The organism is Achromobacter deleyi (assembly GCF_016127315.1).
Taxonomy (GTDB): Bacteria; Pseudomonadota; Gammaproteobacteria; order Burkholderiales; family Burkholderiaceae_B; genus Achromobacter; species Achromobacter insuavis_A.
On the sequence record NZ_CP065997.1, the window covers coordinates 2,989,168 to 3,008,916 of the forward strand.

A 19,749-nucleotide genomic window follows, 5' to 3' on the forward strand; every position below is an offset into this window, starting at 1 on the left:
CATGCGCGATCCGGTGCGCATCGGCCCGTCGCTGCGGCAGGCGCCGGCGCTCGCGGGGTCGCTGGCGGAGCAGGTCTACCAGCGCATCAAGGACGAGCTGTTCGACTTCCGCCTGCTGCCGGGGGATCGCTTCACGGAAGCGGAGCTGGCGTTGCGGCTGGGGGTGAGCCGCACGCCGGTGCGGCTGGGCCTGGCGCGGCTGGAGCGCGAGGGCTTCGTGCTGCCCAGTCCGCGCAGCGGCTGGCAGGTGCGGCCGTTCGATTTCGAGCGCTTCGAGGCGCTGTACGACGTGCGGGTGGTGCTGGAGCTGGCGGCGGTGGAACGGCTGTGCGCGCGTGAGCAGATGGATGAGCGCGGGCTGCTGGGGGCGCTGGCGGATGTGTGGCTGGTGCCGCCGGCGCAGCGGATCCTGGATGGGCGGATGGTGGCGGAGCTGGACGAGGCGTTTCACTGCTCACTGGTGGAGGCGGCGGGGAATGCGGAAATGGCGTTGATCCACCGGGAGGTGACGGAGAAGATCCGGATCGTGCGGAGGCTGGATTTCACCAAGGAGTTTCGGGTGGATGCGACGTATGAGGAGCATGGGGCGATCTTGCGGGCGGTGCTTGGGCGGCGGGGGGAGGCGGCGGGGGGATGTTGCGGGGGCATATTGAGATTAGCAAGGCTGAGGTTAGGAAGATTACGTTGCATATGTTGCATGTGGCTAGAGAGGGTTCTTAAGGCGCGTTGGGGCGAGGCTGCGGGGCGGGTGCGGGGCTACGATTGCGGTCCGGAGCGTTCGCTCCGGACTGCCCCATCCTCAACCTCGTCCGCCTTCGGCTCCCTACGGTTTCCGTCGGGCGCATCTACACGCCCCGCACCCGCCCCGCAGCCTCGCCCCAACGCTCGTGCGTCTCCATGCGGCGGATGGCGGGGAGAACGGTTTGCTTGGCGTTTTGCTCAGCGTCGGGGTGGGGCGGAGGAGTTTGCGGGGCCCGCCAGAAACGGCTGCGTGGGCAGCCGTTTCTGGCATACATCGTGTGGGGCGTCGGGGCGGTGGTCGCTGCGCGTGGTGGCTGCGATGGGGGGGCCCTCGCTCGGGTCAGCCTTGCAGCTGTTTGTAGACTTCTTCGGAGAGGCGTTGGAGTTCTTCGCGGCTGATGGCGCCTGAAAGGGCGTAGCCGAATTGGCCTTCGACCCAGTAGAAGACGCGGACGGGGCCTTCCTGGGTGAATTGGAAGGCGGTCTGGCCGCCGGCGGCTTCGCGGGTGACGTAGAGGGTCAGGCGTTGGCCGTCGGGGGCGCCGTACATGAAGAGGGCGACGGGGCCGCTGCCGCCGGGCAGCAGGCGGCCGCCGACGAGGTCGTAGCCGGCGTGGGTCAGGGAGGGGGCGCGCACGGGGGCGCCCAGGCGCTTGGTGAGCCAGGTGACCAGGGCCTTTTCGTTGTCGCCGCTGACTTCGACGGGGCGGCCCATGTCGGGGGCGTAGACGGCGTGGGCGATGGCGGCGCGTTGGGCGTAGCCGCCGGCGGCGCGGTCGGGGGCGGCGGTGGCCAATACGGTTTGCAGGTGGCGGGCGTCCAGGGCGCCGCGCGCCAGCCAGGCGCTGCTGGCGCTGATGGCGGCGATGGCGACGCCGGCGGCCAGGGCGCGCCAGGGCAGGCGGCGCGCGGGGGCGAGAGCGGCAGGCGCAGGGGCAGGGGTTCGTCCAGCACCGGGTCGAGCAGGGCGTGCAGGGCGCGGCGCTGGGCCTGCCAGGCGTGGACGCGGGCCAGATCCTGCGGGTGGGCGGCGAGGAAGGCGTCGACCTCGGCGTGGCGGCCGGGCGGCAGCTGGCCGTCGGCGTAGGCGTGCAGGTCGGCTTCGGTGATCGGGTTGCCGGCGGTCGGGACGGCGTGGAGGCGTTTGTCGTTCATGTCATTTCACGCGATGGAGCCGGCTGGCGGGTTCCTGGCCTTGCATCAGGGCGCCCAGCCGTTCGCGGGCGCGCGACAGGCGCGACATGACCGTGCCGATCGGCACGCCCAGCACCTGCGCGGTTTCCTGGTACGACAGGTCTTCCACGCACACCAGCAGCAGCACTTCGCGCTGCTCGGCCGGCAGGCCTTGCAGGCAGCGGTCCAGGTCGCGCACCTCCAGGTGGTCGGTCTGCGTGGCGCGCACCGGCACGTCGGGCAGGTCGCCCGCGCCGGCCTGTTCGGCCTGCCGGTGGTTGGCGCGCACGCCGTCGATGAAATGGTTATGCATGATGCCGAACATCCAGGCCCGCAGCTCGCCGCGGCGCTGCCAGCGCGAATAGCGGCTCCAGGCGCGTTCGAGCGTGTCCTGCACCAGGTCGTCGGCCCGGTGCGGGTCGCCCGTCAGCCCGCGGGCGTAGCGCCGCAGGCTGGGGATGCAAGCCAGGATCGCGGCTTCGTCGTCGGCGCGCATGGTCGGGCGTGGATGGGCGGCGCGGCCGGATCAGGGCTTGATGACGTGCCAGACGTCCTTGAAGTTGTCGCCGGTCTTGTCGCCCGGCTTGGCGTCCTTGGCATACAGGTAGACCGGCTTGCCCTTGTAGGCCCATTGCTTGGAACCGTCGTCGCGGGTGATGATGCTGAGGTCGCCCGAGGCCTTGGCGTCGGCGGCGGCGGTGACCGGGGGCCAGATCTTGGCGCACTGGTCGTTGCAGGCGCTCTTGCCGCCCGCATCCTTGTCGAAGGTGTACAGGGTCATGCCGGCGCTGTTGACCAGGACGCCGTCCTGGGTCTTGACGGCCTGGGCGTGGGCGCCGGCCGAGAACAGGGCGGCGGAGGAGAGAACCAGGGCTGCGGCGATTTGAGTACGCATGTCGTGCCTCGTAGATGGGAAAGTGGGGGACTGCCCTCTACAGACGCCGGGCGAAACGGGAATATTCCGCCGCGGGACAAAAAAAGTGGAGGGCCGGGGATGACGATCCAGCCGAGCCTCGCGCGGGCCCCTTGCGACGGGCCGCCGTCAGGCGTGGCCGCGGGGGTGCGGGGCGGGTTCGTAGCGCATTTCTATTTCCAGGGCGGTCTCCTCCACGGGGGTGAAGCCCAGCGACTCGTAGAGCCGGCGGGCGGGGTTGCCCTTCAGGACGGACAGGGTGACCGGGGCGCCTTCGTCGTCCGCCTGCCGCAGCAGGCCCGCCAGCAGGCGCCGGCCCAGCCCCTGGCCCTGGAAGGCCGGGTCGATCTGGATCTGCACGACGCGCCAGCCGGCCGGGTCGCGGAAGGTCTTGAACAGGCCGGCCGGGCGGCCGTGCAGCCAGACGATCTGGGCGTCGTCGAAGTGGTGGCGGATGCGCGCCAGGTGATGCGCGTCGTCCTGCGGCGCGCCGGCGCGGGCCAGGTGTTCGGTCATGGTCGCCTTGCGCAGCGACAGCAGGAACGGCAGGTCGTCTTCGGTGGCGGCTTGCAGCGCCAGGGAATGGGGGCTCATGGTGCGGCTTCAGGTTGCTTGAGGGGACCACGCTTGGCGCTTTTGCCGGCCTGGTGGATGAGGTTATAGAGCTGTTGCGCCGCTGGCGCCAGGGGGCGGCCCCTGCGCGAGATCAAACCCAGGCTGCGGGTGACGCGCGGATGCTCCAGCTTGATGCCCGCCAGGGTGGGGTGGCCGGCCGGCGGCATCGCTAGCTGGGGCACCGCCGCCACGCCCAGGCCGGCTTCCACCAGGCCCAGCAGGGTCATGACGTGGCTGACCTCGAAGGCGCTGACGGTGCGCTTGCCGCTCTTGGCCAGGGCGTCGTCGATCAGCAGGCGGTTGCCGCTTTCCTTGGCCACGGTCATGAAGCGTTCCTGCGACAGCTCCTCCCACGATACGCTGCGGCGCGCGGCCAGCGGATGGTCGCGGTGCACCGCCAGCACGAAGTCCTCGCGCAGCACCGCCTTGAAATCCACGTCCGGCTCCTGGGTGCCAAAAAAGCTGATGCCGAAGTCGGCGCGGCCGGTGACCACGCTGTTGAGCACGGTGTGGGCGGTCTCGTCGATGATGCGGACCCGTATCCGCGGAAAGCGCTCGGCGTAGTCGTGAATGATGGCGGGCAGGAAGTAATAGGCCACCGACGGCACGCAGGCCACGGTCACCAGCCCGCCGCGCTGCGCCGCCAGGTCGCCGATGCTGAGCACCGCGCGCTCCAGTTCGTCGATGGCGCCGCGGGCCCGCTCCAGGAAGATGCGGCCGACGTGGGTCAGGGACACCCGGCGGGTGGTGCGTTCCAGCAGGCGCGCGCCCAGCAGGTCCTCCAGCTTGTCGATGCGGCGGCTCAGCGCCGGCTGCGACAGGTTCAGGTCTTCGGCCGCGGCGCGGAAACTGGCGCGTTCGGCCACGGCCACGAAGGCCTGCAATTCCTGCAAATCGAAATTGATGCGTGCCATGCATTAATCCATCCGTAAGTTGCAATTCAAATAATAGCCGCGCCGTCGCAGAATGCACCGCATGGAAACGATCATCCCTTGCGTACTGATGCGCGGCGGCACCTCCCGCGGCCCCTTCTTCCTCAGCGACTGGCTGCCCGCCGATCCCGCCGAGCGCGACCGGCTGCTGCTGCAGGCCATGGGCTCGCCCCACGCGCTGCAGGTCGACGGCCTGGGCGGCGGCAATTCGCTGACCAGCAAGGTCGCGATCGTGTCGCGCTCGACCCGGCCGGACTGCGACATCGACTATCTGTTCGCGCAGGTCTCGGTGGACCGCGCCAGCGTCGACACCCGTCCCAACTGCGGCAACATGCTGTCGGGCGCCGCGCCCTTCGCCATCGACGAGGGCCTGATCGCCGCGGCCGACGGCGAAACCGCGGTGCGGGTGCACAATGTCAACACCGGCGCCGTGATCGAGGCGGTGGTGCAGACGCCGGGCGGCCGCCTGACCTACGAAGGCGAGGCGCGCATCGACGGCGTGCCGGGCGTGGCCGCGCCGGTGCGCCTGAACTTCCTGGACGCCTGGGGCGCGGTCACCGGCCGCCTGTTCCCCAGCGGCCAACGGCAGGAAACCGTGGACGGCGTGGCCGCCACGCTGATCGACGCGGCCATGCCGATGGTGCTGTTGCGCGCCGCCGACTTCGGCCTGCGCGGCGACGAATCGCCGGCCGAGCTGGACGCCCACCCGGCGCTGCTGGCTCGCCTGGAGCGCATCCGCCGCGAGGCCGGCGCCCGCATGGGCCTGGGCGATGTGTCGAACAGCGTCATCCCCAAGCCGGTGCTGCTGGCGCCCGGCGGCGATCCGGCCATCCTGTCCATCCGCTCGCGCTACTTCACGCCGCACGCCTGCCACCGCGCCCATGCCGCCACCGGCGCCGTCGGCGTGGCCGCGGCCTTTCTCATGCCGGGCACCGTGGCGCATGACTGCGGCGGGCCGGCGCCGCGGCCAGGCTACCGCGGCGTGCGCATCGAGCACCCGTCGGGCGGCATGGACATCGATGTCAGGCTGGACGACGCCAGCGGCGAAGTGCGGGCCGCCGGGCTGGTGCGCACCGCGCGCAAGATCATGAAGGGCCTGCTGTACGTGCCGGGGCGCTACGTGCCGGCGCGGGAGGAACGCGCGATCCGGCCGCAGCCGGCGCACGCCGCGCTGGCGGCCTAGGCCGTCGCCACGGATGCCGTACCCGCAGGCCACGCAAGGCCTGCGCCACCGAAACATGAAGGCAGCGGGGCGACCCGCTTCCGACCCCAGACACAGCGGTCCGCAGAGACCGGCCACAGAACCATCAGGAGACATGACATGGCTTTTCCCACCCGCAGCACCCTGTGCGCCGCCGCGCTTTGCCTGGTCCTGGGCAGCCCGGCCGCGCACGCCGAATTTCCCGAACGCGCCATCACCATGGTGGTGCCCACCGCCGCCGGCGGCGGCAACGACACCCTGGCCCGCGTGATCGGGCAGAAGATGGGCGAACTGCTGGGCCAGACCGTCATCGTGGTCAACAAGCCCGGCGCGCAGGGCGCCATCGCGGCCGACTACGTGGCGCGCCAGCCGGCCGACGGCTACACCCTGATGCTGGGCTACATCGGCACGCACGGCATCAACCCGGCGCTGCAGAAGCTCAACTACGATCCGGTGCGCGACTTCACAGCGATCGGCATGGTGGCCGACTCGCCCACGCTGATGGTGGTGTCCAGCAGCATCGGCGTGCAGGACGTGCCGGGCCTGCTCAAGTACGGCCAGGCCCATCCCGACGGCCTGAGCTACGCCTCGGCCGGTCCGGGCACGGCGCCGGCGGTGGCGGGCGAACTGTTCAACCGCGCCACCGGCGCGGCCATGCTGGAGATTCCCTACAAGGGCTCGGCGCCCGCCATGACGGACACGCTGGCCGGCGTCACCCAGGTCATGTTTCCCAGCCTGTTCAGCGCCTATCCGCACCTGAAGTCGGGCAAGATCCGCGCGCTGGGCGTGGCCGGCACGCGCCGCGCCAAGGTGCTGCCCGACATGCCGACGCTGGCCGAACTGGGCGTGCAGGGCGTGGACGTGGCGCAGTGGTACGCGGTGTTCGCGCCCGCCAACGCCGACCCGCAGGTGGTCGCCAGGCTGAACACCGCGCTCAATGGCGCACTGAACGACCCGGCCGTGGCCGGCAAGATCGACGACCAGGGCGCCGAGGTGCGCACCAGCACGCCGGCCGAGCTTGCCGCGTTCGTGCGCGAAGAGGCCGTCAAGTGGAAGCGGCTGGCGTCGACGATCCACGCGGCGCTGTGAACAGCGCCAGCGGCGCGGCGTCGAAATGGCGCAGGTTCGGAAACACCAGCCGCAGATCGTCCGCGCTGGCGCCGAACCAGCCGCCCAGCGCCGCGCCCAGCTGTTCCACCGCCAGCGTCGGCAGCAGCCGGCCGTTGTCGACGAAGCCCGGGCCATCCGGCGCGATGGCCGGATGCGTGCCGAGGATGCGGCCGCCATCGACGGCGCCGCCCAGCACGAAATGATGCGCGCCCCAGCCATGGTCCGAACCGTTGCCGTTCGATCCCAGCGTGCGGCCGAATTCCGAGGCGGTGAAGGTGGTGACCTGGCGCGCCACGCCCAGGCCCGCCAGGGCTTCCTGGAAGACGGCCAGCGCCTGGCCCAGTTCCTTGAGCAGGGCGGGATGGGTGTCGTTCAGGCCGGTGTGGTTGTCGTAGCCGTTCTGCGAGACGAAGAACACCTGGCGGCGCGCGCCCAGCGCCTGGCGCGCGGCGATGATGCGCGCCACGATCTTGAGCTGCTGTGCCAGCGGCGAGTCGAAATCGCCCGGCACCGCCACGCCCGACAGCGCCGCCCGCAACCGCGCATCGGCGTCGATCGACTGCGCCGCGATGCGCGACATCTCGCGCTCCATCAGGTGCTCGCGCGGTTGCGTGATCAGCTGGCGCAGCAGCGCGGTGCAGGCGCTGGATCCGTACATGTCGCGCGTCAGCAGCTCGATGCGGGTCGAGCCGTTCACGCCGACCCGGTAGCCGGCCACGTGGCGGCCCGCCAGCAGCACGGTGCTGCCGCCCGCGGTGATGCCGGTGAAGCTGCGCTGCGCGTTGATGTCGGCGTACAGGTCCGTCAGCCGTCCGGCCCAGCCGGATGAGGCGCCTTCCGGCGCCAGCGCCTGCCAGTACGACTGCTGGTCGTTGTGCGAGAACAGCTTGGGCGGCAGCGGCACGCGCGCGCCGATATATTCCGCCTTGCTGGTGGGCACCACCAGCGGGCCGACGTTCAGCACCACCGCCATCTCGCCGCGCTCGAACAGCGGCGCCAGCGGTGCCAGGGCCGGGGCCAGCGCGAATTGGGCGCCGGCGGCGGCGGGTGCCTTGCCGCGCAGCGCGGTGGCCGCCAGCGCGTCGCGCCGCAAGGCGATGTCGGTGCGCGCCGCGGCATAGGCGCGGTAGGCCGGCGCATCGAACGGCACCAGCGTGTTGAACGGATCGTTGCCGCCATACAGGAACACGCACACCAGCGCCTTGTAGTCGCCGGGCGGCGCGGATTGCGCCGCCGCCGCGCCCAGCGCCGCCAGGTTCAGCGCCAGCGGCGCGGCGGCGTGCGTGGCCCCCAGGGCGCAGGCGCGCAGCAGGAATTCGCGGCGGTCGGCCTTCATTTCTGCACCAGGTATTCGGGGCTGGCCGCCACCAGCGTGATGGCGGCGCGCACGCGGTCGCGCGGCCGTTCGCGCGGCAGGGTGTCGACGGTCTGCGCGATGGCCTGGGCCGTGGCCGCGCTGAAGGCATCGCCCGCCAGCAGCAGCACGACCCGCGCCACCAGCGCGTCGGCGTCGGCGGCCAGGGCGATCTCGGCGCTATATGGCGTCTGCAGGTCTTCCCAGCCGCGATCGACATAGATGGCCACGAAATTCAGGTAGCCGGCGATGCTGGTCTCATCGGTGATCTGCAATTCCGGCGCCACCAGGCCGCGCCGCGCCAGCTCGGTGACGGGCGGCGTGTAGCGCGGCCGGAAGAAATTGAACACGCTGGCCGAGCGCATCGGGCTCTGCGCCAGCCGGATGGTGTTGTCGGTGGTGTCGGGCATGGCCCAGGCGCCGTTGGTGGAGGTGGCGCCGAAGGCGCGCGCCCAGCCGGAGAAGCGCAGGATGGGTTCGCGCACCTTGCCCCAGCCCGGCGCGGCCAGGTCGGGCTGGCGCGCCGCGTCGTCAAGCAGGATGGCGCGCACCACCGCCTTGAGGTTGCCGCGCGCGCCGTGGCCGTCGTCGTCGAACGCGGCCGCCACGCGCCCGACATAGGCCGGGCTCGGGTTGCTGGTGACCAGCCGCTGGATCAGCTGCGTGCCGATGAACGGCCCCACGTTGGGGTGCGCGCTGATCACTTCCATCGCGCGCTGCAACGACAGATGGCCATCGGTGCCCGGCGGGATCATCGCGCCCAGGAAGCGTTTTTCGGCCAGCGAATGCAGCGCCGGGTTGAGTGCCATCGGACGGCGGTGGAACTGCACGTCGGTCTCGGGCCCGTCCAGGTGCCAGCCGGTGAAGACCTTGGCCAGTCCCTGCACGTCGGCATTGTCGTAGGTCTCCACGGGGGCGCCGTTCGCCAGTCGCGGCGTGCCGTCGCGGTTCAACTCGACCAGGCCGATGCTGAACAGCTGCATCACCTCGCGCGCATAGTTCTCGTCGGGGTGGCGACCGGTGCGCGGATCTTCCTTGCGGTTGCCGCGATAGGTCAGCATGCAGCCCATCGACAGGTTGCGGGTGACGGCGGTGAGCAGGTCCTGATAGTTGCCGAAGGCATGTTCGGCCAGCAGGTCCATGAAACTGGCGGCGCCGAACAGCGGCCAGTTGGCGGTGATCGACGTCACGCCGACCACGAAGATCTCCGACAGCGCGAACGCCACGCGCGTGCGCACCTGGTCCTCGGCGCTGATGAACTTGCGCCACAGCGTCGATTCGAGCGGCGCGTTGATGCCGTTGCCCTTGTAGGCCTCGGTGTTCTTGCCTTGCTGCAGCAGCCAGTCGAAATGGCTTTGCGAGGGCGGCAGCGCCAGTTGCGCGTCGAGCCAGCGGGCGTAGCCGTCGCGCACCACCGCGTCGATCAGCGCCGGCGTCGGGCCGAAGGTGGCCTGCGCCAGGAAGCGCGAGGCCTGGCCGGGCGTGGGGGGAGGGCGGGGGGATGAAACGGCCGGCGCCGCTTCGGACGGCGACGCGGACATGCAGGCAGCCCCGGGATCGAATGCGAGCCCTTACGGTACCGAAGCGCCGGGGGGCGCTTCAAGCCCGCCATTCGGACGAGGGACTAATCCATTTGAATGAGCCGTCGCCGCAGAAGAGCACCGGCCCGCGCTGGCGGGCCGGTCCGCGCGGACTAGACCGAACGGGTGATGCCGCCGTCGATGCGGATGTTCTGCCCGGTGATGTAGGAAGAGGCGTCGGAAGCCAGGAAGGCGATCAGGTCGGCCACTTCCTCGGCGGTGCCGTAGCGGCCCATCGGGATGCGCACGCGCCGGTCTTCCTTTTCCGGCAGGCTGTCGATGAAGCCGGGCAGCACGTTGTTCATGCGCACGTTGTGCTCGGCGTATTCGTCCGCGAACACCTTGGTGAACGCGGCCAGGCCGGCGCGGAACACGCCGGACGTGGGGAACAGCGCTTCCGGCTCGAAGGTGGCGTAGGTCGAGATGTTGACGATGGCGCCGGATTTCTGCTGCTTCATGACCGGCGCCACCAGGCGCGCGATGCGCACCACGTTGAGCAGGTAGAACTCCATGCCCAGGTGCCAGTCGTCGTCGCTGATTTCCAGCAGCGGGCCCTTGGGGCCGTGGCCGGCGCTGTTGACCACGGCGTCGATGCGGCCCCACTGCTGCAGGGTCGCGTCCACCAGCCGGGCCAGGTCCTCGGGCGAGCGGTTCGAGCCGGTCACGCCCAGGCCGCCCAGCTCGGCGGCCAGCGCCTCGCCCTTGCCGGACGAGGACAGGATCGCCACGCGGTAGCCGTCGGCCGCGAGTTTGCGCGCCGCCGCCGCGCCCATGCCGCTGCCGCCGGCGGTGATGATTGCCACTTTATCCGTGCTCATGCGTCGTTCCCCAGGGTGTCGGAAAACGGCCATTGTAGGGGCGGGCGCGGCGGCCTCGCGCAGATCCCGCGAGGCCGGCAGGGGCGATCAGTCGACCAGCTTGAGCACGCCCTTCATCAGCGCGAAATGGCCGGGGAACGAGCAGAAGTAGGTGTAGTCCTGGCCCGCGGCCAGCTTGCTGACGTCGAACGTGACCGAATCGGTCTCGCCGCCGCCGATCACCTTGGTGTGGGCGATGACGCGGGCGTCGTCCTTCTTGACGTAGTTGTTGTCCAGGCCGGCGGCCATGCCGTCGTTGACGGCGCCCTGCATGTCGACCTGCTTGGTCAGCACCCAGTTGTGGCCCATGACGTTCTTGGCCAGCGTGCCGGGGTGCTTGAGGTTCACGGTGAATTGCTTGCAGCTCTTGCTGACCGTGATTTCCTTCTTGTCGAACTGCATCTGGTCGTTGCCGGCGATATCCACCGAGCATTCGGCGGCCAGCACCGGGGCAGAGGCCAGGGCCAGGACGGCCGCGGCGCAGAGATTCTTCAACAGCATGTTCGTGCCTCCAGGGGTCGAGGGGAGTGGAACCGCGCGCTCCGCCGGGCGGAGCCTCGCGGCCGTTGCGGTATTGTCGTTCCAGTCTACGCCTCGCGGCGCAAGACCGTCCGCCAGGGGTTTGACGCAGCGCAAGCCGGCGCCAGCGGATTGTCCTGGCGCGGTCCCGGCCGGCCGCTCCGGCGGTGCCCCCGTCGCCGGCCTCGCGCTCAGCGCGTGCCCCCGTCGCCGGCCTCGCGCCAGATCACGTTGCCGACATCGTCGGCCACCAGCAGGGCGCCGCGCGTGTCCAGCGCCACGCCCACCGGCCGGCCGCGCGCCTGGCCGGCGTCATCCAGGAACCCGGTCAGCACGTCGCGCGCCTGGCCGTCCGCGCGCGCGTCGGTGAACGGCACGAAGATCACCTTGTAGCCGCTGCGCGGGTCGCGGTTCCAGGAACCGTGCTGGCCGACGAACATGCCGTGCGTGAAGGGGGCCGGCAGCGTGGCGCCGCCGGACCAGGCCAGCCCCAGCGAGGCGGTATGCGGCCCCAGCGCGTAGTCGGGCACGATCGCCTGCGCCACCAGGTCGGGGCGCGGCGGCTTTACCCGGGTGTCGACGTGCTGGCCGAAGTAGCTGTAGGGCCAGCCATAGAAACCGCCGTCGCGCACCGAGGTCATGTAGTCGGGCACCAGGTCGCTACCCAGTTCGTCGCGTTCGTTCACCGCGGTCCAGAGCGTCTTGCCGTCCGGTCCCCAGGCCATGCCCACCGGATTGCGCAGGCCGGTGGCGTACAGGCGCTTGGCGCCGCTGGCGACGTCGATTTCCCAGATGGCGGCCCGGCCTTCCTCTTCGGCCATGCCGTTTTCGCCGACGTTGCTGTTCGAGCCGACCGACGCATAGAGCTTGGCGCCGTCGGCGCTGGCGATGAGGTTCTTGGTCCAGTGATGGTTGCGGCCGGCGGGCAGGTCCGTCACCTTGACGCCGGGCGCATCGATGCGGGTCTGGCCCGCCTGGTAGGGAAACTGCAGCACCGCATCGGCGTTGGCGACGTACAGCTGGTCGCCGACCAGCGCCATGCCGAAGGGCGAGTTCAGGCCTTCCAGGAACACGCTGCGCGTCTGCGCCGCGCCGTCGGGCGTCAAGCCGCGCAGCAAGGTGATGCGGTTGGCGCTGGGCGTGCGCGCGCCGGCCCGCTTCATGACGATGCCGGCGGCCCAGTCCTTGATGCCGCCGGACGCCTCGGCCGGCTTGGGCGGCGCGTTGCTCTCGGCCACCAGCACGTCGCCGTTGGGCAGCACATAGAGCCAGCGCGGGTGGTCCAGGCCGCGGGCGTAGGCGGTCACCGCCAGGCCGCTGGCCGGGGTCGGCAGGCCGGTGTCGGCCCAGCCCACCGCCTTGGCGGTATTGACCGTGGGAATCAGCGTGGGATTGGGCGCGGGCAGCTCGGGCCGCGGCCCCATGCCGGCCTCGACCGGCAGGCGCGCGACTTCGCCGCAGGCGGCCACCAGGGCGGCGGCCACGACCAGCACCGGCAACACGTATCGAATTCGCATGGCGCGGCTCCAGTCGCGGGATGGGCAAGCCTTCATCATACGACGCGGCGGTGGCCGCTCCGCCACTGCCTAGCGCATGTCGAAGGCTTCCTGGCGCCAGTGGACGCCGCCGCGGCCCAGGCGCCGCAGCCCTTGGCGCAGCGCCGTCGCCAGGCCAGCCGGGCCACAGTACCAGACGTCGGCGACCCGGCCGGCGGCCACTTCGCCCTGTGCCAGGGAGGCGGCATCCAGTCGCTGTCCCTGCGCCGCGCTGTGCACTTGCAGCGTGATGTTGTCCAGTGCCTCGCAGCGTTGCCGCAGCACCTCGACGAACGGGTCGGCGCCGGCGTCGCGCACACAATAGTGCATCCATACGGGCGGGCGGTCGCCGGGCGCGTCGCGGGCCGCTTCCAGCCAAGCCAGGAACGGCGTGACGCCGATGCCGCCCGCGACCCACACTTGCGGGCCGGCGGCGGGATCGGCCGGGCGTTCGAAGCGGCCGTAGGGGCCTTCGACCGTGACCGGCGCGCCTTCGCGCAGCGTGGCGGCCAGGCGTCGGGTGAAGTCGCCCAGGGCCTTGATCTGGAAGGTGACGTCGTGGCGGCCGGCGTGCGGCGCGCTCGCAATGGTGAACGGATGCGCGCCTTCGCGCCGGTCGAAGGTGACGAAGGCGAACTGCCCTGCCGCGTGGCCCGGCCAGCGCGGGCCGAGTTCACAGGTGACTTCGAGGATGTCGCCGGGGCGCCGGACCAGCCCGGTGACCTTGCCGGCGACGCGCCGGCCTTGGCCGATGCGGCCGGCCAGCGACAGCAGCGCGGCCGCGGCGCCGCCCGCCATCAAAGGCAGCAGCAGCGCGCCGGTCGGGCCGCTCCAGTAATAGGCCGGCGCCAACGCCAGCGTGTGAAACGCCAGCACCAGGAAGGCCAGCGGCATGGCGCGGTGAACGATGCGCCACGCATGGTACGGAAAGCGCCGCCACAGCGTGAGGACCAGCATGGCCAGCAGGGCATAGATCGTCCATTCGCCCAGATCCTTGGCCAGCCCGCGCGAGTCTGCCAGCACGGCCAGCACCGCGTCGCGCGCGGGCCGTCCTTCGATGCCCACCAGCGCTTTCAGCGGCGTGCTGGCCAGCTTGACCAGCCAATGCGCCGCGCCCGCGCCGATGGCCAGGATGCCGGCCCATTTGTGCAGCCGGTAGATCTTGTCCATTCCGCCCAGCGGGCCTTCCAGCCAGGCCGGACGCAACGCCAGCAACATGATCAGCGACATCAGGCCGATCGACCAGACGCCCGTCAGGTACAGCGCCTGCTGGCGCAGCGCCCAGGGCCAGGCGGCGCCGGACGCCGGTTGCAGCAGGAGGGCGTCGACCGCCCAGGCGCCGGTCAGCGCGAGCAGGAAGAGACCCAGGGCGGAACGGGTTTTCATGGCGGCCGCCTCAGTCCTTGATACGGCTGCGCAACACGGCGCCGCTTTGCGCATCGACGCGCAGCTTCACGCGCTGGCCCTGCGGGTTGTCGGCCTTGACGTCGTAGCCGCGGTGATGCTCCAGCTCGATCTCGGTGATGTTGCGGTAGCCCGCGGCGGTGAGCGTGTCGTAGATCTGGCGCACGGTCAGGATCTGCGCGGCGGGCGCGGCCTGGGCGGGGGCCGCGGCGGCCGGTGCGGCTGCGGCCGGCGCAGCGGCGGGCTGGGGCGCGGTCTGCGCCAGCGCGGCGGCGCCGGCGAGGGTGGCGGCGCCGATGGCCAGGGCGGACAGGGTCTTGCGGATCGGGTTCATGCGGTTTTCTCCTGAGGGTCGAAGTCGGGCCGTGGATCGGCCATGACGTCATTATTCGGGGGGGCGCATGAACCCGTTCTGAAGCCGCCGTTCACCCGCCGTTCATGTTTGATCCGCTATAAATGAGACGCTTGTCTTCCCCTGTTTTTCCCCCGCGCGCCGGGTTACCCTGGTTGCGTTGCCCTCACGGAAACCCCATGGCCGCACGTTCGCGCATCGCAATCTGGCTGACCGGCTGCGCGCTGGTCCTGGCGCTGGCCGCCGGGCCGGGCGCGGGCGTGGCCGATGAAAGCGACCACGAGCAGGCGCGCCAGGCGCTGCAGGCCGGCAAGGTGCTGCCCCTGCGTTCGGTGCTGGACATCGTCGAGCGCGATTTTCCCGGCCAGGTGGTGAAGGTCGAGTTCGAGGAAGACGACGGCGTGTTCCTGTACGAGATCCGCCTGCTGCAGCCCGGCGGCAGCCTGGTGAAGCTGAAGATCGACGCGCGCGACGGCACCGTGCTGGGCATGAAAGGCCGCGACATCCAATTCCGGAACCGACACTGATGCGCATGCTTGTCGTCGAAGACGAACCGACCCTGGCCGCGCAACTGGCCGACGCCCTGCGCCACGCGGGCTACACCGTCGACACCGCGGCCGACGGCGCCAGCGCCCACTACATGGGCGAGGTCGAGACCTACGACGTGGTGGTGCTGGACCTGGGCCTGCCGGTGATGGACGGCCTGACCGTGCTCAAGCAATGGCGCGCCGCCGGGCGCGGCATGCCGGTGCTGATCCTGACCGCGCGCGCCAACTGGCACGAGAAGGTCGCCGGCATCGACGCCGGCGCCGACGACTATCTCACCAAGCCCTTCCACATGGAAGAGCTGCTGGCCCGCGTGCGCGCGCTGCTGCGCCGCCACAGCAGCCACGCCAGCGCGCAATGGCGCTGCGGTCCGCTGATGCTCGACACGCGGCTGGCCAGGGCCACCGTCGACGGCCTGCCGCTGAACCTGACCAGCCACGAATTCAAGGTGTTGGCGGTGCTGATGCAGCGCGCCGGCGAAGTGGTCTCGCGCGGCGAGTTGATCGAGCATATCTACGCGCAGGACCACGACCGCGATTCCAACACCATCGACGTGTTCATCGGCCGCCTGCGCAAGAAGCTGCCGCCCGACACCATCGAGACCGTGCGCGGGCTCGGCTACCGGCTCGCCTGTCCCTCATGACCACGCCGCGCGCGCCGGGTTCGCTGCGCTGGCGCCTGCTGGCCGGCACGCTCGCCTGGATCGCGGTCACCGTCGTGCTGGCCGGCTGGGGCCTGGGCAGCCTGTTCCGCCAGCACATCACCGAACAACTGCGGGCCGAACTGGCGCTGCACATGAACCAGCTGACCGCGGCGGTCAGCGTGGCGCCCGATGGCCGGCCGGCGGTGGCGTCGCCCCTGAGCGATCCGCGCCTGGAGCAGCCGCTGTCGGGGCTGTACTGGCAGATCGACCGCCTCGACGACAACGGCCGCGTGGCGGCCGCCGGCGTGGCGCGTTCGCGCTCGTTGTGGGACCAGGTGCTGGCCCTGCCCGCGGCCGACAGCGCCGACGGCGTCTATGACATCGCCGGTCCGCAGGACCATCGCCTGAGCGCGCTGACGCGCCTGCTCAAGCCCGAGGACGCCGACACGGTGACGTTGCGCCTGATCGTGGCCGCCGACCGCGCGGTGCTGGCCGAACCGATCGAACGCTTCAACCACATGCTGCGGTTGTCGCTGGGCGCGCTGGCGGCCGGGCTGGTGGCGGCGGCGGTGGTGCAGGTGGCGATCGGGCTGCGGCCGCTGGGCCGGCTGCGGCGCCAGCTGGCCGCGCAGCAGGGCGGCAACAGCCTGCACATCGACGGCCGCTTTCCCAGCGAAATCCAGCCGCTGGTGGACGACTTCAACCGCGTGCTGGCGGTCAACGCGGACATCGTGCAGCGCGCCCGCACGCAGGCCGGCAACCTGGCGCACGCCGTCAAGACGCCGCTCACCATCCTGGGCAACGCGGCCGCGCGCGAGGACGGCGCGTTCGCCCGCCTGGCGCGCGAGCAGGTGGCGATGGCGCAGCGCCAGATCGACTATCACCTGGCGCGGGCGCGGGCCGCGGCGGCGTCGGGCACGGCCGGAGGGCGCACGCCCTTGCGCGCTCCGGTGCAGGCGCTGCTGCGGGTCATGCAGCGCCTGTACGCGGCGCGCGGGCTGGAGCTGGAGATAGCGGAATTCGCCGACGGCCTGGAATTCCGCGGCGAGGAGCAGGACCTGCAGGAAATGGTGGGCAACCTGCTCGACAACGCCTGCAAATGGGCCACGCATCGCGTCCGCATCGGCGCGCGGGCATCGGCGCCGGACCGCCTGCAGATCGTGATCGACGATGACGGCCCCGGCATCGGCGAGGACGAGCGCGAACGCATCTTCGAGCGTGGCGTGCGCATGGACGAGCAGCGGCCGGGGTCGGGCCTGGGCCTGGACATCGTGCGCGACCTGGCCGGCACCTATGGCGGCCAGGTCAGCGCCGCGCAGGCGCCGCTGGGCGGCCTGCGCGTGACGCTGACGCTGCCGGCGCTGCCGACCGCGACGGGTACGCGCTAGCGCACCAGCGTCACCGGCACTTCCGCCAGTTGCACCACCTGGTTGGCGACCGAGCCGATCAGCATGCCGGCCAGTGCGCCATGGCCGCGCGTGCCCATGACGATACGCGCGCATTGATGCTGCTGCGCGTAGTTGGCGATCTCGACCGCGGCATTGCCGAATTCGACGTGGCTGGTGTAGTCGGTGCCGGTGACGTCGAGCAGCTTGCGTGCGTCGTCGGCGGCTTCCTGGCCTTCGCGCACGTAGTATTCGTCGATCATGTCCTGGGTGACCAGCCGCGACAGGCCGGCGCGGCCTTGCGGCGGCGTCTGGATGTTGAGCAGGTGGATGCGCGCGGCGCGCGCACCCTGCGCCAGCTGGCGCGCGTGCAGCACGGCGCGGTTGGCGTTGTCGGAGCCGTCGACCGGCACGAGGATATGCAGCATGGCGGCCTCCTTACTTGACCAGGGTGACGGGCAGGTCCGTCAGATGCAGGACCTTGGTGGCCACCGAGCCCATGAACAGCGCGGCCACCGATCCCAGCCCGCGAGAGCCCATGAAGATCTCGTCGGCGTCGATCTCGCCGGCCACGCGCACGATGGTGTCCGCCGTCGCGCCGGTCTCGACGCGCTGGCCGAACGGCACGCCGGCCTCGGCCAGCAGCGCGCTGGCTTCGCGCAGCGCGGCCTGGCCCTCTTCCTGGTGGTAGGCGTCAATGTCCGCCTGTGACAGGCCGCGGCCGATCTTGCCGGCCTGCAGCGGAATCTGCACCGTCAGCAGTTCGACCCGTTCGACCGGGTCGTAGTCGCGCGCCGCGAGCAATGCCCGCACGGCGTGCACGGCATGCTGCGAGCCATCCACGGGGATCAGAATGCGTTTCATCGACGTCTCCTTGTTGTCCGCGAGCCGCGGCGAAGGGCCGCAGTATCTCCACTGTACGAAATTATTCCGCGCCTTGGGCGGCGGCGGGATGCGCGGAATCAAACGAAGCGGGATCGTCCGCGCGCAGCGGCGTGCGTCCCGCGCGGGGAGGGGCCGCTGACGCAGCGGCGGCATGGCCGGCAGGCTGCGTCAGCGCCAGCGCGCCGGGGTCTGCGCCGCCTCGGCCGGCAGGCCCAGCAGCAGGGCGGCCATGCGGCCCAGCGTGGCGGCGTCGCCGGTGGTTTCCAGCGACACCGAGCCGGCGCCGTCCGGCGCCAGCAGCCCGCGCTCCTGCAGTTGATGGCGCAGGCGGCGCGCCACCGGGCCGCCGGTTTCCAGCAGCGGCACGGACGCGCCCGCCGCGGCCTGGATCGCGTCGTGCAGGAACGGGAAATGGGTGCAGCCCAGCACCAGCGCGTCGGCGCCCTGCGCCAGCAGTTCGCGCACCGGCGCCGCCACCACGCGGGCGGCGGCGGGGCCGTCGATCTCGCCGCGCTCGACCTGCAGCACCCATTCGGGGCACGGCCGGAACAGGATGCGGATCTCGGGCGCCTCGCGCTGCACCAGCGCCGCGAACTTGGGGCTGGCCAGCGTGCCGGTGGTGGCGAAGACGCCGACCACGCCGCTGCGCGTCAGGTGCGCGGCCGGCTTGATGGCCGGCTCCACGCCGATGATGACCAGGTCGGGATGGCGGGCGCGCAGCAGCGCGATGGCGGCGGCGGTGGCGGTGTTGCAGGCCACCACCATGGCCTTGGCCTGGCGCGACACGAAATAGTCGGCGATGGCCAGCGCCCGCTGCTGCACGGTTTCCTGCGTCTTCTCGCCGTAGGGCACGTGGGCGGAATCCGCCAGGTACAGCAGGTGTTCCCGCGGCAGCGTGTCGCGGATGGCGCGCAGCACGCTCAGTCCGCCGACGCCGGAGTCGTATACGCCTATGGGGTGGGGGGCATGCATGGGAGAGCAGCGAGAGCCAGGATGGCGTCCAGTGTAGCGCCCGGGGCCTGTCCACACCGCTTCTTTCCGTGTGGGCAGACCCTAGTCTTGCGGTGTCTCGCGATGCGCGCGCACTTCCTCGATCAGCCGGCGGGTCGCGCCCGACAGCGGCGCGTCGCGCCAGATCAGGGTGAGCGGCGCGCGCAGTTCCACCGGGCCGCTGACGTTGACGTACACCACGCCCTCGATGTTGACCCGGCGCAGCGAGGCCGGCACCAGCGACACGCCCAGGCCCGCCGCCACCAGGCTCAATGTGGACAGCACGCGCGGCGCCTCCTGCGCCACCCGCGGGCTGAAGCCGGCGGCGCGGCAGCCCGAGATGATGGCGTCGTACAGGCCGGGGCCGCTGTGGCGGCGGTACAGGATCAGCGATTCCTCGGCCAGCTCCGACAGCGCGATGCGCTTGCGGCTGCGCCCCTTGACCATCGGATGGTCGGCGGGAAAGGCGGCCAGCATGGTTTCCTCCAGCACGCTTTCGACCGCCACGCCGCGGTCGGCGCCGTGCGCGCCGCGGATGAAGGCGACGTCGACCCGGCCGGCGCGCACGTCCTCCATCAGTTCGCCGGTGCTGCTTTCCTCCAGCACCAGGCGCACCTGCGGCGCGCTTTCGCGAAAGCGCCGGATCACGGACGGCACGAACGGGTGGAAGGCGGCCGAGCCGGTGAAGCCGACCGTCAGCCGGCCGGCCTCGCCCAGCGACACCCGCCGCACGCCGTCGACCGCCTGGTCGACCAGCGCCAGAATGCCGCGGGCATCGGCCAGCAGCGCCCGGCCGCTTTCGGTCAGCTCCATGCCGCGCGGCAGCCGGTGGAACAGCGTGACGCCCAGCTCCTGTTCCAGCACGCGGATCTGCTGGCTGAGTGGGGGCTGGCGGATGCCCAGCCGGGCGGCCGCCTTGGTCAGGTGGGATTCCTCGGCCACCGCCAGGAAATAGCGCAACAACCGCAGATCGACGGATGCCATATGCATTGAATATGAATGTTTAACCAGTCA

Annotated in this window: 20 protein-coding genes and 2 pseudogenes; 6 read left to right on the forward strand and 16 right to left on the reverse strand. The window is 71.1% G+C overall.

The features are described from left to right. Position 1 precedes the first annotated feature (1 nt). Positions 2-720 (forward strand): annotated as a pseudogene (locus I6I07_RS13420) (GntR family transcriptional regulator). Positions 721-1,081: 361 nt separating this feature from the next. On the opposite strand, the pseudogene I6I07_RS13425 reads toward I6I07_RS13420, so the two are convergent. From I6I07_RS13425 to I6I07_RS13445, 5 genes and pseudogenes are all read right to left on the reverse strand, one after another. Further along, positions 1,082-1,896: pseudogene (locus I6I07_RS13425) on the reverse strand (anti-sigma factor family protein). A 1-nt stretch (position 1,897) separates the two neighbouring features. Then, the gene (locus I6I07_RS13430) at positions 1,898-2,410 is read right to left on the reverse strand and encodes an RNA polymerase sigma factor (RefSeq protein ID WP_006390948.1); all 513 of its coding nucleotides are present in this window, start codon (positions 2,408-2,410) and stop codon (positions 1,898-1,900) included. Between the two features lie 30 nt (positions 2,411-2,440). Then, entirely contained in the window at positions 2,441-2,809 is a 369-nt protein-coding gene (locus tag I6I07_RS13435; protein ID WP_054428606.1) for a hypothetical protein, read from the reverse strand. Positions 2,810-2,956: 147 nt separating this feature from the next. Then, positions 2,957-3,421: a GNAT family N-acetyltransferase gene (locus I6I07_RS13440; protein ID WP_198487013.1), complete on the reverse strand. Its 465-nt coding sequence runs from the start codon at positions 3,419-3,421 to the stop codon at positions 2,957-2,959. Next, positions 3,418-4,356: a LysR family transcriptional regulator gene (locus I6I07_RS13445; protein ID WP_198487014.1), complete on the reverse strand. Its 939-nt coding sequence runs from the start codon at positions 4,354-4,356 to the stop codon at positions 3,418-3,420. The genes I6I07_RS13440 and I6I07_RS13445 overlap by 4 nt, the downstream gene beginning before the upstream one ends. A gap of 61 nt (positions 4,357-4,417) precedes the next feature. On the opposite strand from I6I07_RS13445, the gene I6I07_RS13450 reads away from it, so the two are divergent. Both I6I07_RS13450 and I6I07_RS13455 read left to right on the forward strand, forming a co-directional pair. Beyond that, positions 4,418-5,557 (forward strand): 4-oxalomesaconate tautomerase, encoded by a 1,140-nt coding sequence (locus tag I6I07_RS13450; RefSeq protein ID WP_198487015.1) that lies wholly within the window; start codon positions 4,418-4,420, stop codon positions 5,555-5,557. A gap of 138 nt (positions 5,558-5,695) precedes the next feature. Further along, positions 5,696-6,664: a Bug family tripartite tricarboxylate transporter substrate binding protein gene (locus tag I6I07_RS13455; protein ID WP_061073567.1), complete on the forward strand. Its 969-nt coding sequence runs from the start codon at positions 5,696-5,698 to the stop codon at positions 6,662-6,664. On the opposite strand, the gene I6I07_RS13460 is transcribed toward I6I07_RS13455, so the two are convergent. From I6I07_RS13460 to I6I07_RS13490, 7 genes are all read right to left on the reverse strand, one after another. Beyond that, a complete protein-coding gene (locus tag I6I07_RS13460; RefSeq protein WP_198487016.1) occupies positions 6,621-8,021 on the reverse strand; it encodes a DUF1501 domain-containing protein in 1,401 nt (466 codons plus the stop codon). The two genes, I6I07_RS13455 and I6I07_RS13460, sit on opposite strands and share 44 nt — an antisense overlap. After that, positions 8,018-9,580, reverse strand: coding sequence for a DUF1800 domain-containing protein (locus tag I6I07_RS13465; protein ID WP_198487017.1), 1,563 nt, complete (start codon positions 9,578-9,580; stop codon positions 8,018-8,020). The genes I6I07_RS13460 and I6I07_RS13465 overlap by 4 nt, the downstream gene beginning before the upstream one ends. Positions 9,581-9,732: 152 nt before the next feature. Continuing rightward, complete coding sequence (locus tag I6I07_RS13470) at positions 9,733-10,437, reverse strand: SDR family oxidoreductase (protein ID WP_198487018.1); 705 nt, start codon at positions 10,435-10,437, stop codon at positions 9,733-9,735. A gap of 87 nt (positions 10,438-10,524) precedes the next feature. Then, positions 10,525-10,977 carry an azurin gene (gene azu / locus I6I07_RS13475; protein WP_198487019.1) on the reverse strand — a complete coding sequence of 151 codons (453 nt, stop codon included), beginning with the start codon at positions 10,975-10,977 and terminating at the stop codon, positions 10,525-10,527. A 209-nt stretch (positions 10,978-11,186) separates the two neighbouring features. Next, the gene (locus I6I07_RS13480; protein WP_198487020.1) at positions 11,187-12,512 is read right to left on the reverse strand and encodes a PQQ-dependent sugar dehydrogenase; all 1,326 of its coding nucleotides are present in this window, start codon (positions 12,510-12,512) and stop codon (positions 11,187-11,189) included. A 69-nt stretch (positions 12,513-12,581) separates the two neighbouring features. Then, positions 12,582-13,916, reverse strand: a complete 1,335-nt coding sequence (locus I6I07_RS13485) for a ferric reductase-like transmembrane domain-containing protein (protein WP_198487021.1) — start codon at positions 13,914-13,916, stop codon at positions 12,582-12,584. Positions 13,917-13,926: 10 nt separating this feature from the next. Then, complete coding sequence (locus I6I07_RS13490) at positions 13,927-14,268, reverse strand: PepSY domain-containing protein (protein WP_198487022.1); 342 nt, start codon at positions 14,266-14,268, stop codon at positions 13,927-13,929. A gap of 197 nt (positions 14,269-14,465) precedes the next feature. Here I6I07_RS13490 and I6I07_RS13495 point away from each other — a divergent pair, with 197 nt between their 5' ends. From I6I07_RS13495 to I6I07_RS13505, 3 genes are read left to right on the forward strand one after another with little or no spacing between them, the layout of a single operon-like run. Next, complete coding sequence (locus tag I6I07_RS13495; protein ID WP_006390935.1) at positions 14,466-14,813, forward strand: PepSY domain-containing protein; 348 nt, start codon at positions 14,466-14,468, stop codon at positions 14,811-14,813. After that, positions 14,813-15,475 carry a response regulator transcription factor gene (locus I6I07_RS13500; RefSeq protein ID WP_198487023.1) on the forward strand — a complete coding sequence of 221 codons (663 nt, stop codon included), beginning with the start codon at positions 14,813-14,815 and terminating at the stop codon, positions 15,473-15,475. Before I6I07_RS13495 ends, I6I07_RS13500 begins: the two co-directional genes overlap by 1 nt. Next, positions 15,472-16,863 (forward strand): sensor histidine kinase, encoded by a 1,392-nt coding sequence (locus I6I07_RS13505; RefSeq protein WP_198487024.1) that lies wholly within the window; start codon positions 15,472-15,474, stop codon positions 16,861-16,863. Before I6I07_RS13500 ends, I6I07_RS13505 begins: the two co-directional genes overlap by 4 nt. On the opposite strand, the gene I6I07_RS13510 is transcribed toward I6I07_RS13505, so the two are convergent. The 4 genes from I6I07_RS13510 to I6I07_RS13525 all read right to left on the reverse strand — a co-directional run bounded on the left by I6I07_RS13510 (position 16,860) and on the right by I6I07_RS13525 (position 19,719). After that, on the reverse strand, positions 16,860-17,288 hold the full coding sequence (locus tag I6I07_RS13510; protein ID WP_198487025.1) for a universal stress protein: 429 nt from the start codon (positions 17,286-17,288) through the stop codon (positions 16,860-16,862). The two genes, I6I07_RS13505 and I6I07_RS13510, sit on opposite strands and share 4 nt — an antisense overlap. Positions 17,289-17,298: 10 nt before the next feature. Further along, the gene (locus I6I07_RS13515) at positions 17,299-17,724 is read right to left on the reverse strand and encodes a universal stress protein (RefSeq protein ID WP_061073575.1); all 426 of its coding nucleotides are present in this window, start codon (positions 17,722-17,724) and stop codon (positions 17,299-17,301) included. 189 nt (positions 17,725-17,913) lie between these two features. Then, positions 17,914-18,717, reverse strand: a complete 804-nt coding sequence (gene murI, locus I6I07_RS13520; RefSeq protein ID WP_198487026.1) for a glutamate racemase — start codon at positions 18,715-18,717, stop codon at positions 17,914-17,916. A gap of 81 nt (positions 18,718-18,798) precedes the next feature. Next, entirely contained in the window at positions 18,799-19,719 is a 921-nt protein-coding gene (locus I6I07_RS13525) for a LysR family transcriptional regulator (protein WP_198487027.1), read from the reverse strand. Positions 19,720-19,749: the final 30 nt, after the last annotated feature.

What these genes read in the sequence shown, in the direction of transcription:
- I6I07_RS13430 (WP_006390948.1), bottom strand. Translation starts at nt 2,410, where the DNA reads ATGCGCGCCGACGACGAAGCCGCGATCCTGGCTTGCATCCCCAGCCTG.
- I6I07_RS13435 (WP_054428606.1), bottom strand. Translation starts at nt 2,809, where the DNA reads ATGCGTACTCAAATCGCCGCAGCCCTGGTTCTCTCCTCCGCCGCCCTG.
- I6I07_RS13440 (WP_198487013.1), bottom strand. Translation starts at nt 3,421, where the DNA reads ATGAGCCCCCATTCCCTGGCGCTGCAAGCCGCCACCGAAGACGACCTG.
- I6I07_RS13445 (WP_198487014.1), bottom strand. Translation starts at nt 4,356, where the DNA reads ATGGCACGCATCAATTTCGATTTGCAGGAATTGCAGGCCTTCGTGGCC.
- I6I07_RS13450 (WP_198487015.1), top strand. Translation starts at nt 4,418, where the DNA reads ATGGAAACGATCATCCCTTGCGTACTGATGCGCGGCGGCACCTCCCGC.
- I6I07_RS13455 (WP_061073567.1), top strand. Translation starts at nt 5,696, where the DNA reads ATGGCTTTTCCCACCCGCAGCACCCTGTGCGCCGCCGCGCTTTGCCTG.
- I6I07_RS13460 (WP_198487016.1), bottom strand. Translation starts at nt 8,021, where the DNA reads ATGAAGGCCGACCGCCGCGAATTCCTGCTGCGCGCCTGCGCCCTGGGG.
- I6I07_RS13465 (WP_198487017.1), bottom strand. Translation starts at nt 9,580, where the DNA reads ATGTCCGCGTCGCCGTCCGAAGCGGCGCCGGCCGTTTCATCCCCCCGC.
- I6I07_RS13470 (WP_198487018.1), bottom strand. Translation starts at nt 10,437, where the DNA reads ATGAGCACGGATAAAGTGGCAATCATCACCGCCGGCGGCAGCGGCATG.
- azu (WP_198487019.1), bottom strand. Translation starts at nt 10,977, where the DNA reads ATGCTGTTGAAGAATCTCTGCGCCGCGGCCGTCCTGGCCCTGGCCTCT.
- I6I07_RS13480 (WP_198487020.1), bottom strand. Translation starts at nt 12,512, where the DNA reads ATGCGAATTCGATACGTGTTGCCGGTGCTGGTCGTGGCCGCCGCCCTG.
- I6I07_RS13485 (WP_198487021.1), bottom strand. Translation starts at nt 13,916, where the DNA reads ATGAAAACCCGTTCCGCCCTGGGTCTCTTCCTGCTCGCGCTGACCGGC.
- I6I07_RS13490 (WP_198487022.1), bottom strand. Translation starts at nt 14,268, where the DNA reads ATGAACCCGATCCGCAAGACCCTGTCCGCCCTGGCCATCGGCGCCGCC.
- I6I07_RS13495 (WP_006390935.1), top strand. Translation starts at nt 14,466, where the DNA reads ATGGCCGCACGTTCGCGCATCGCAATCTGGCTGACCGGCTGCGCGCTG.
- I6I07_RS13500 (WP_198487023.1), top strand. Translation starts at nt 14,813, where the DNA reads ATGCGCATGCTTGTCGTCGAAGACGAACCGACCCTGGCCGCGCAACTG.
- I6I07_RS13505 (WP_198487024.1), top strand. Translation starts at nt 15,472, where the DNA reads ATGACCACGCCGCGCGCGCCGGGTTCGCTGCGCTGGCGCCTGCTGGCC.
- I6I07_RS13510 (WP_198487025.1), bottom strand. Translation starts at nt 17,288, where the DNA reads ATGCTGCATATCCTCGTGCCGGTCGACGGCTCCGACAACGCCAACCGC.
- I6I07_RS13515 (WP_061073575.1), bottom strand. Translation starts at nt 17,724, where the DNA reads ATGAAACGCATTCTGATCCCCGTGGATGGCTCGCAGCATGCCGTGCAC.
- murI (WP_198487026.1), bottom strand. Translation starts at nt 18,717, where the DNA reads ATGCATGCCCCCCACCCCATAGGCGTATACGACTCCGGCGTCGGCGGA.
- I6I07_RS13525 (WP_198487027.1), bottom strand. Translation starts at nt 19,719, where the DNA reads ATGGCATCCGTCGATCTGCGGTTGTTGCGCTATTTCCTGGCGGTGGCC.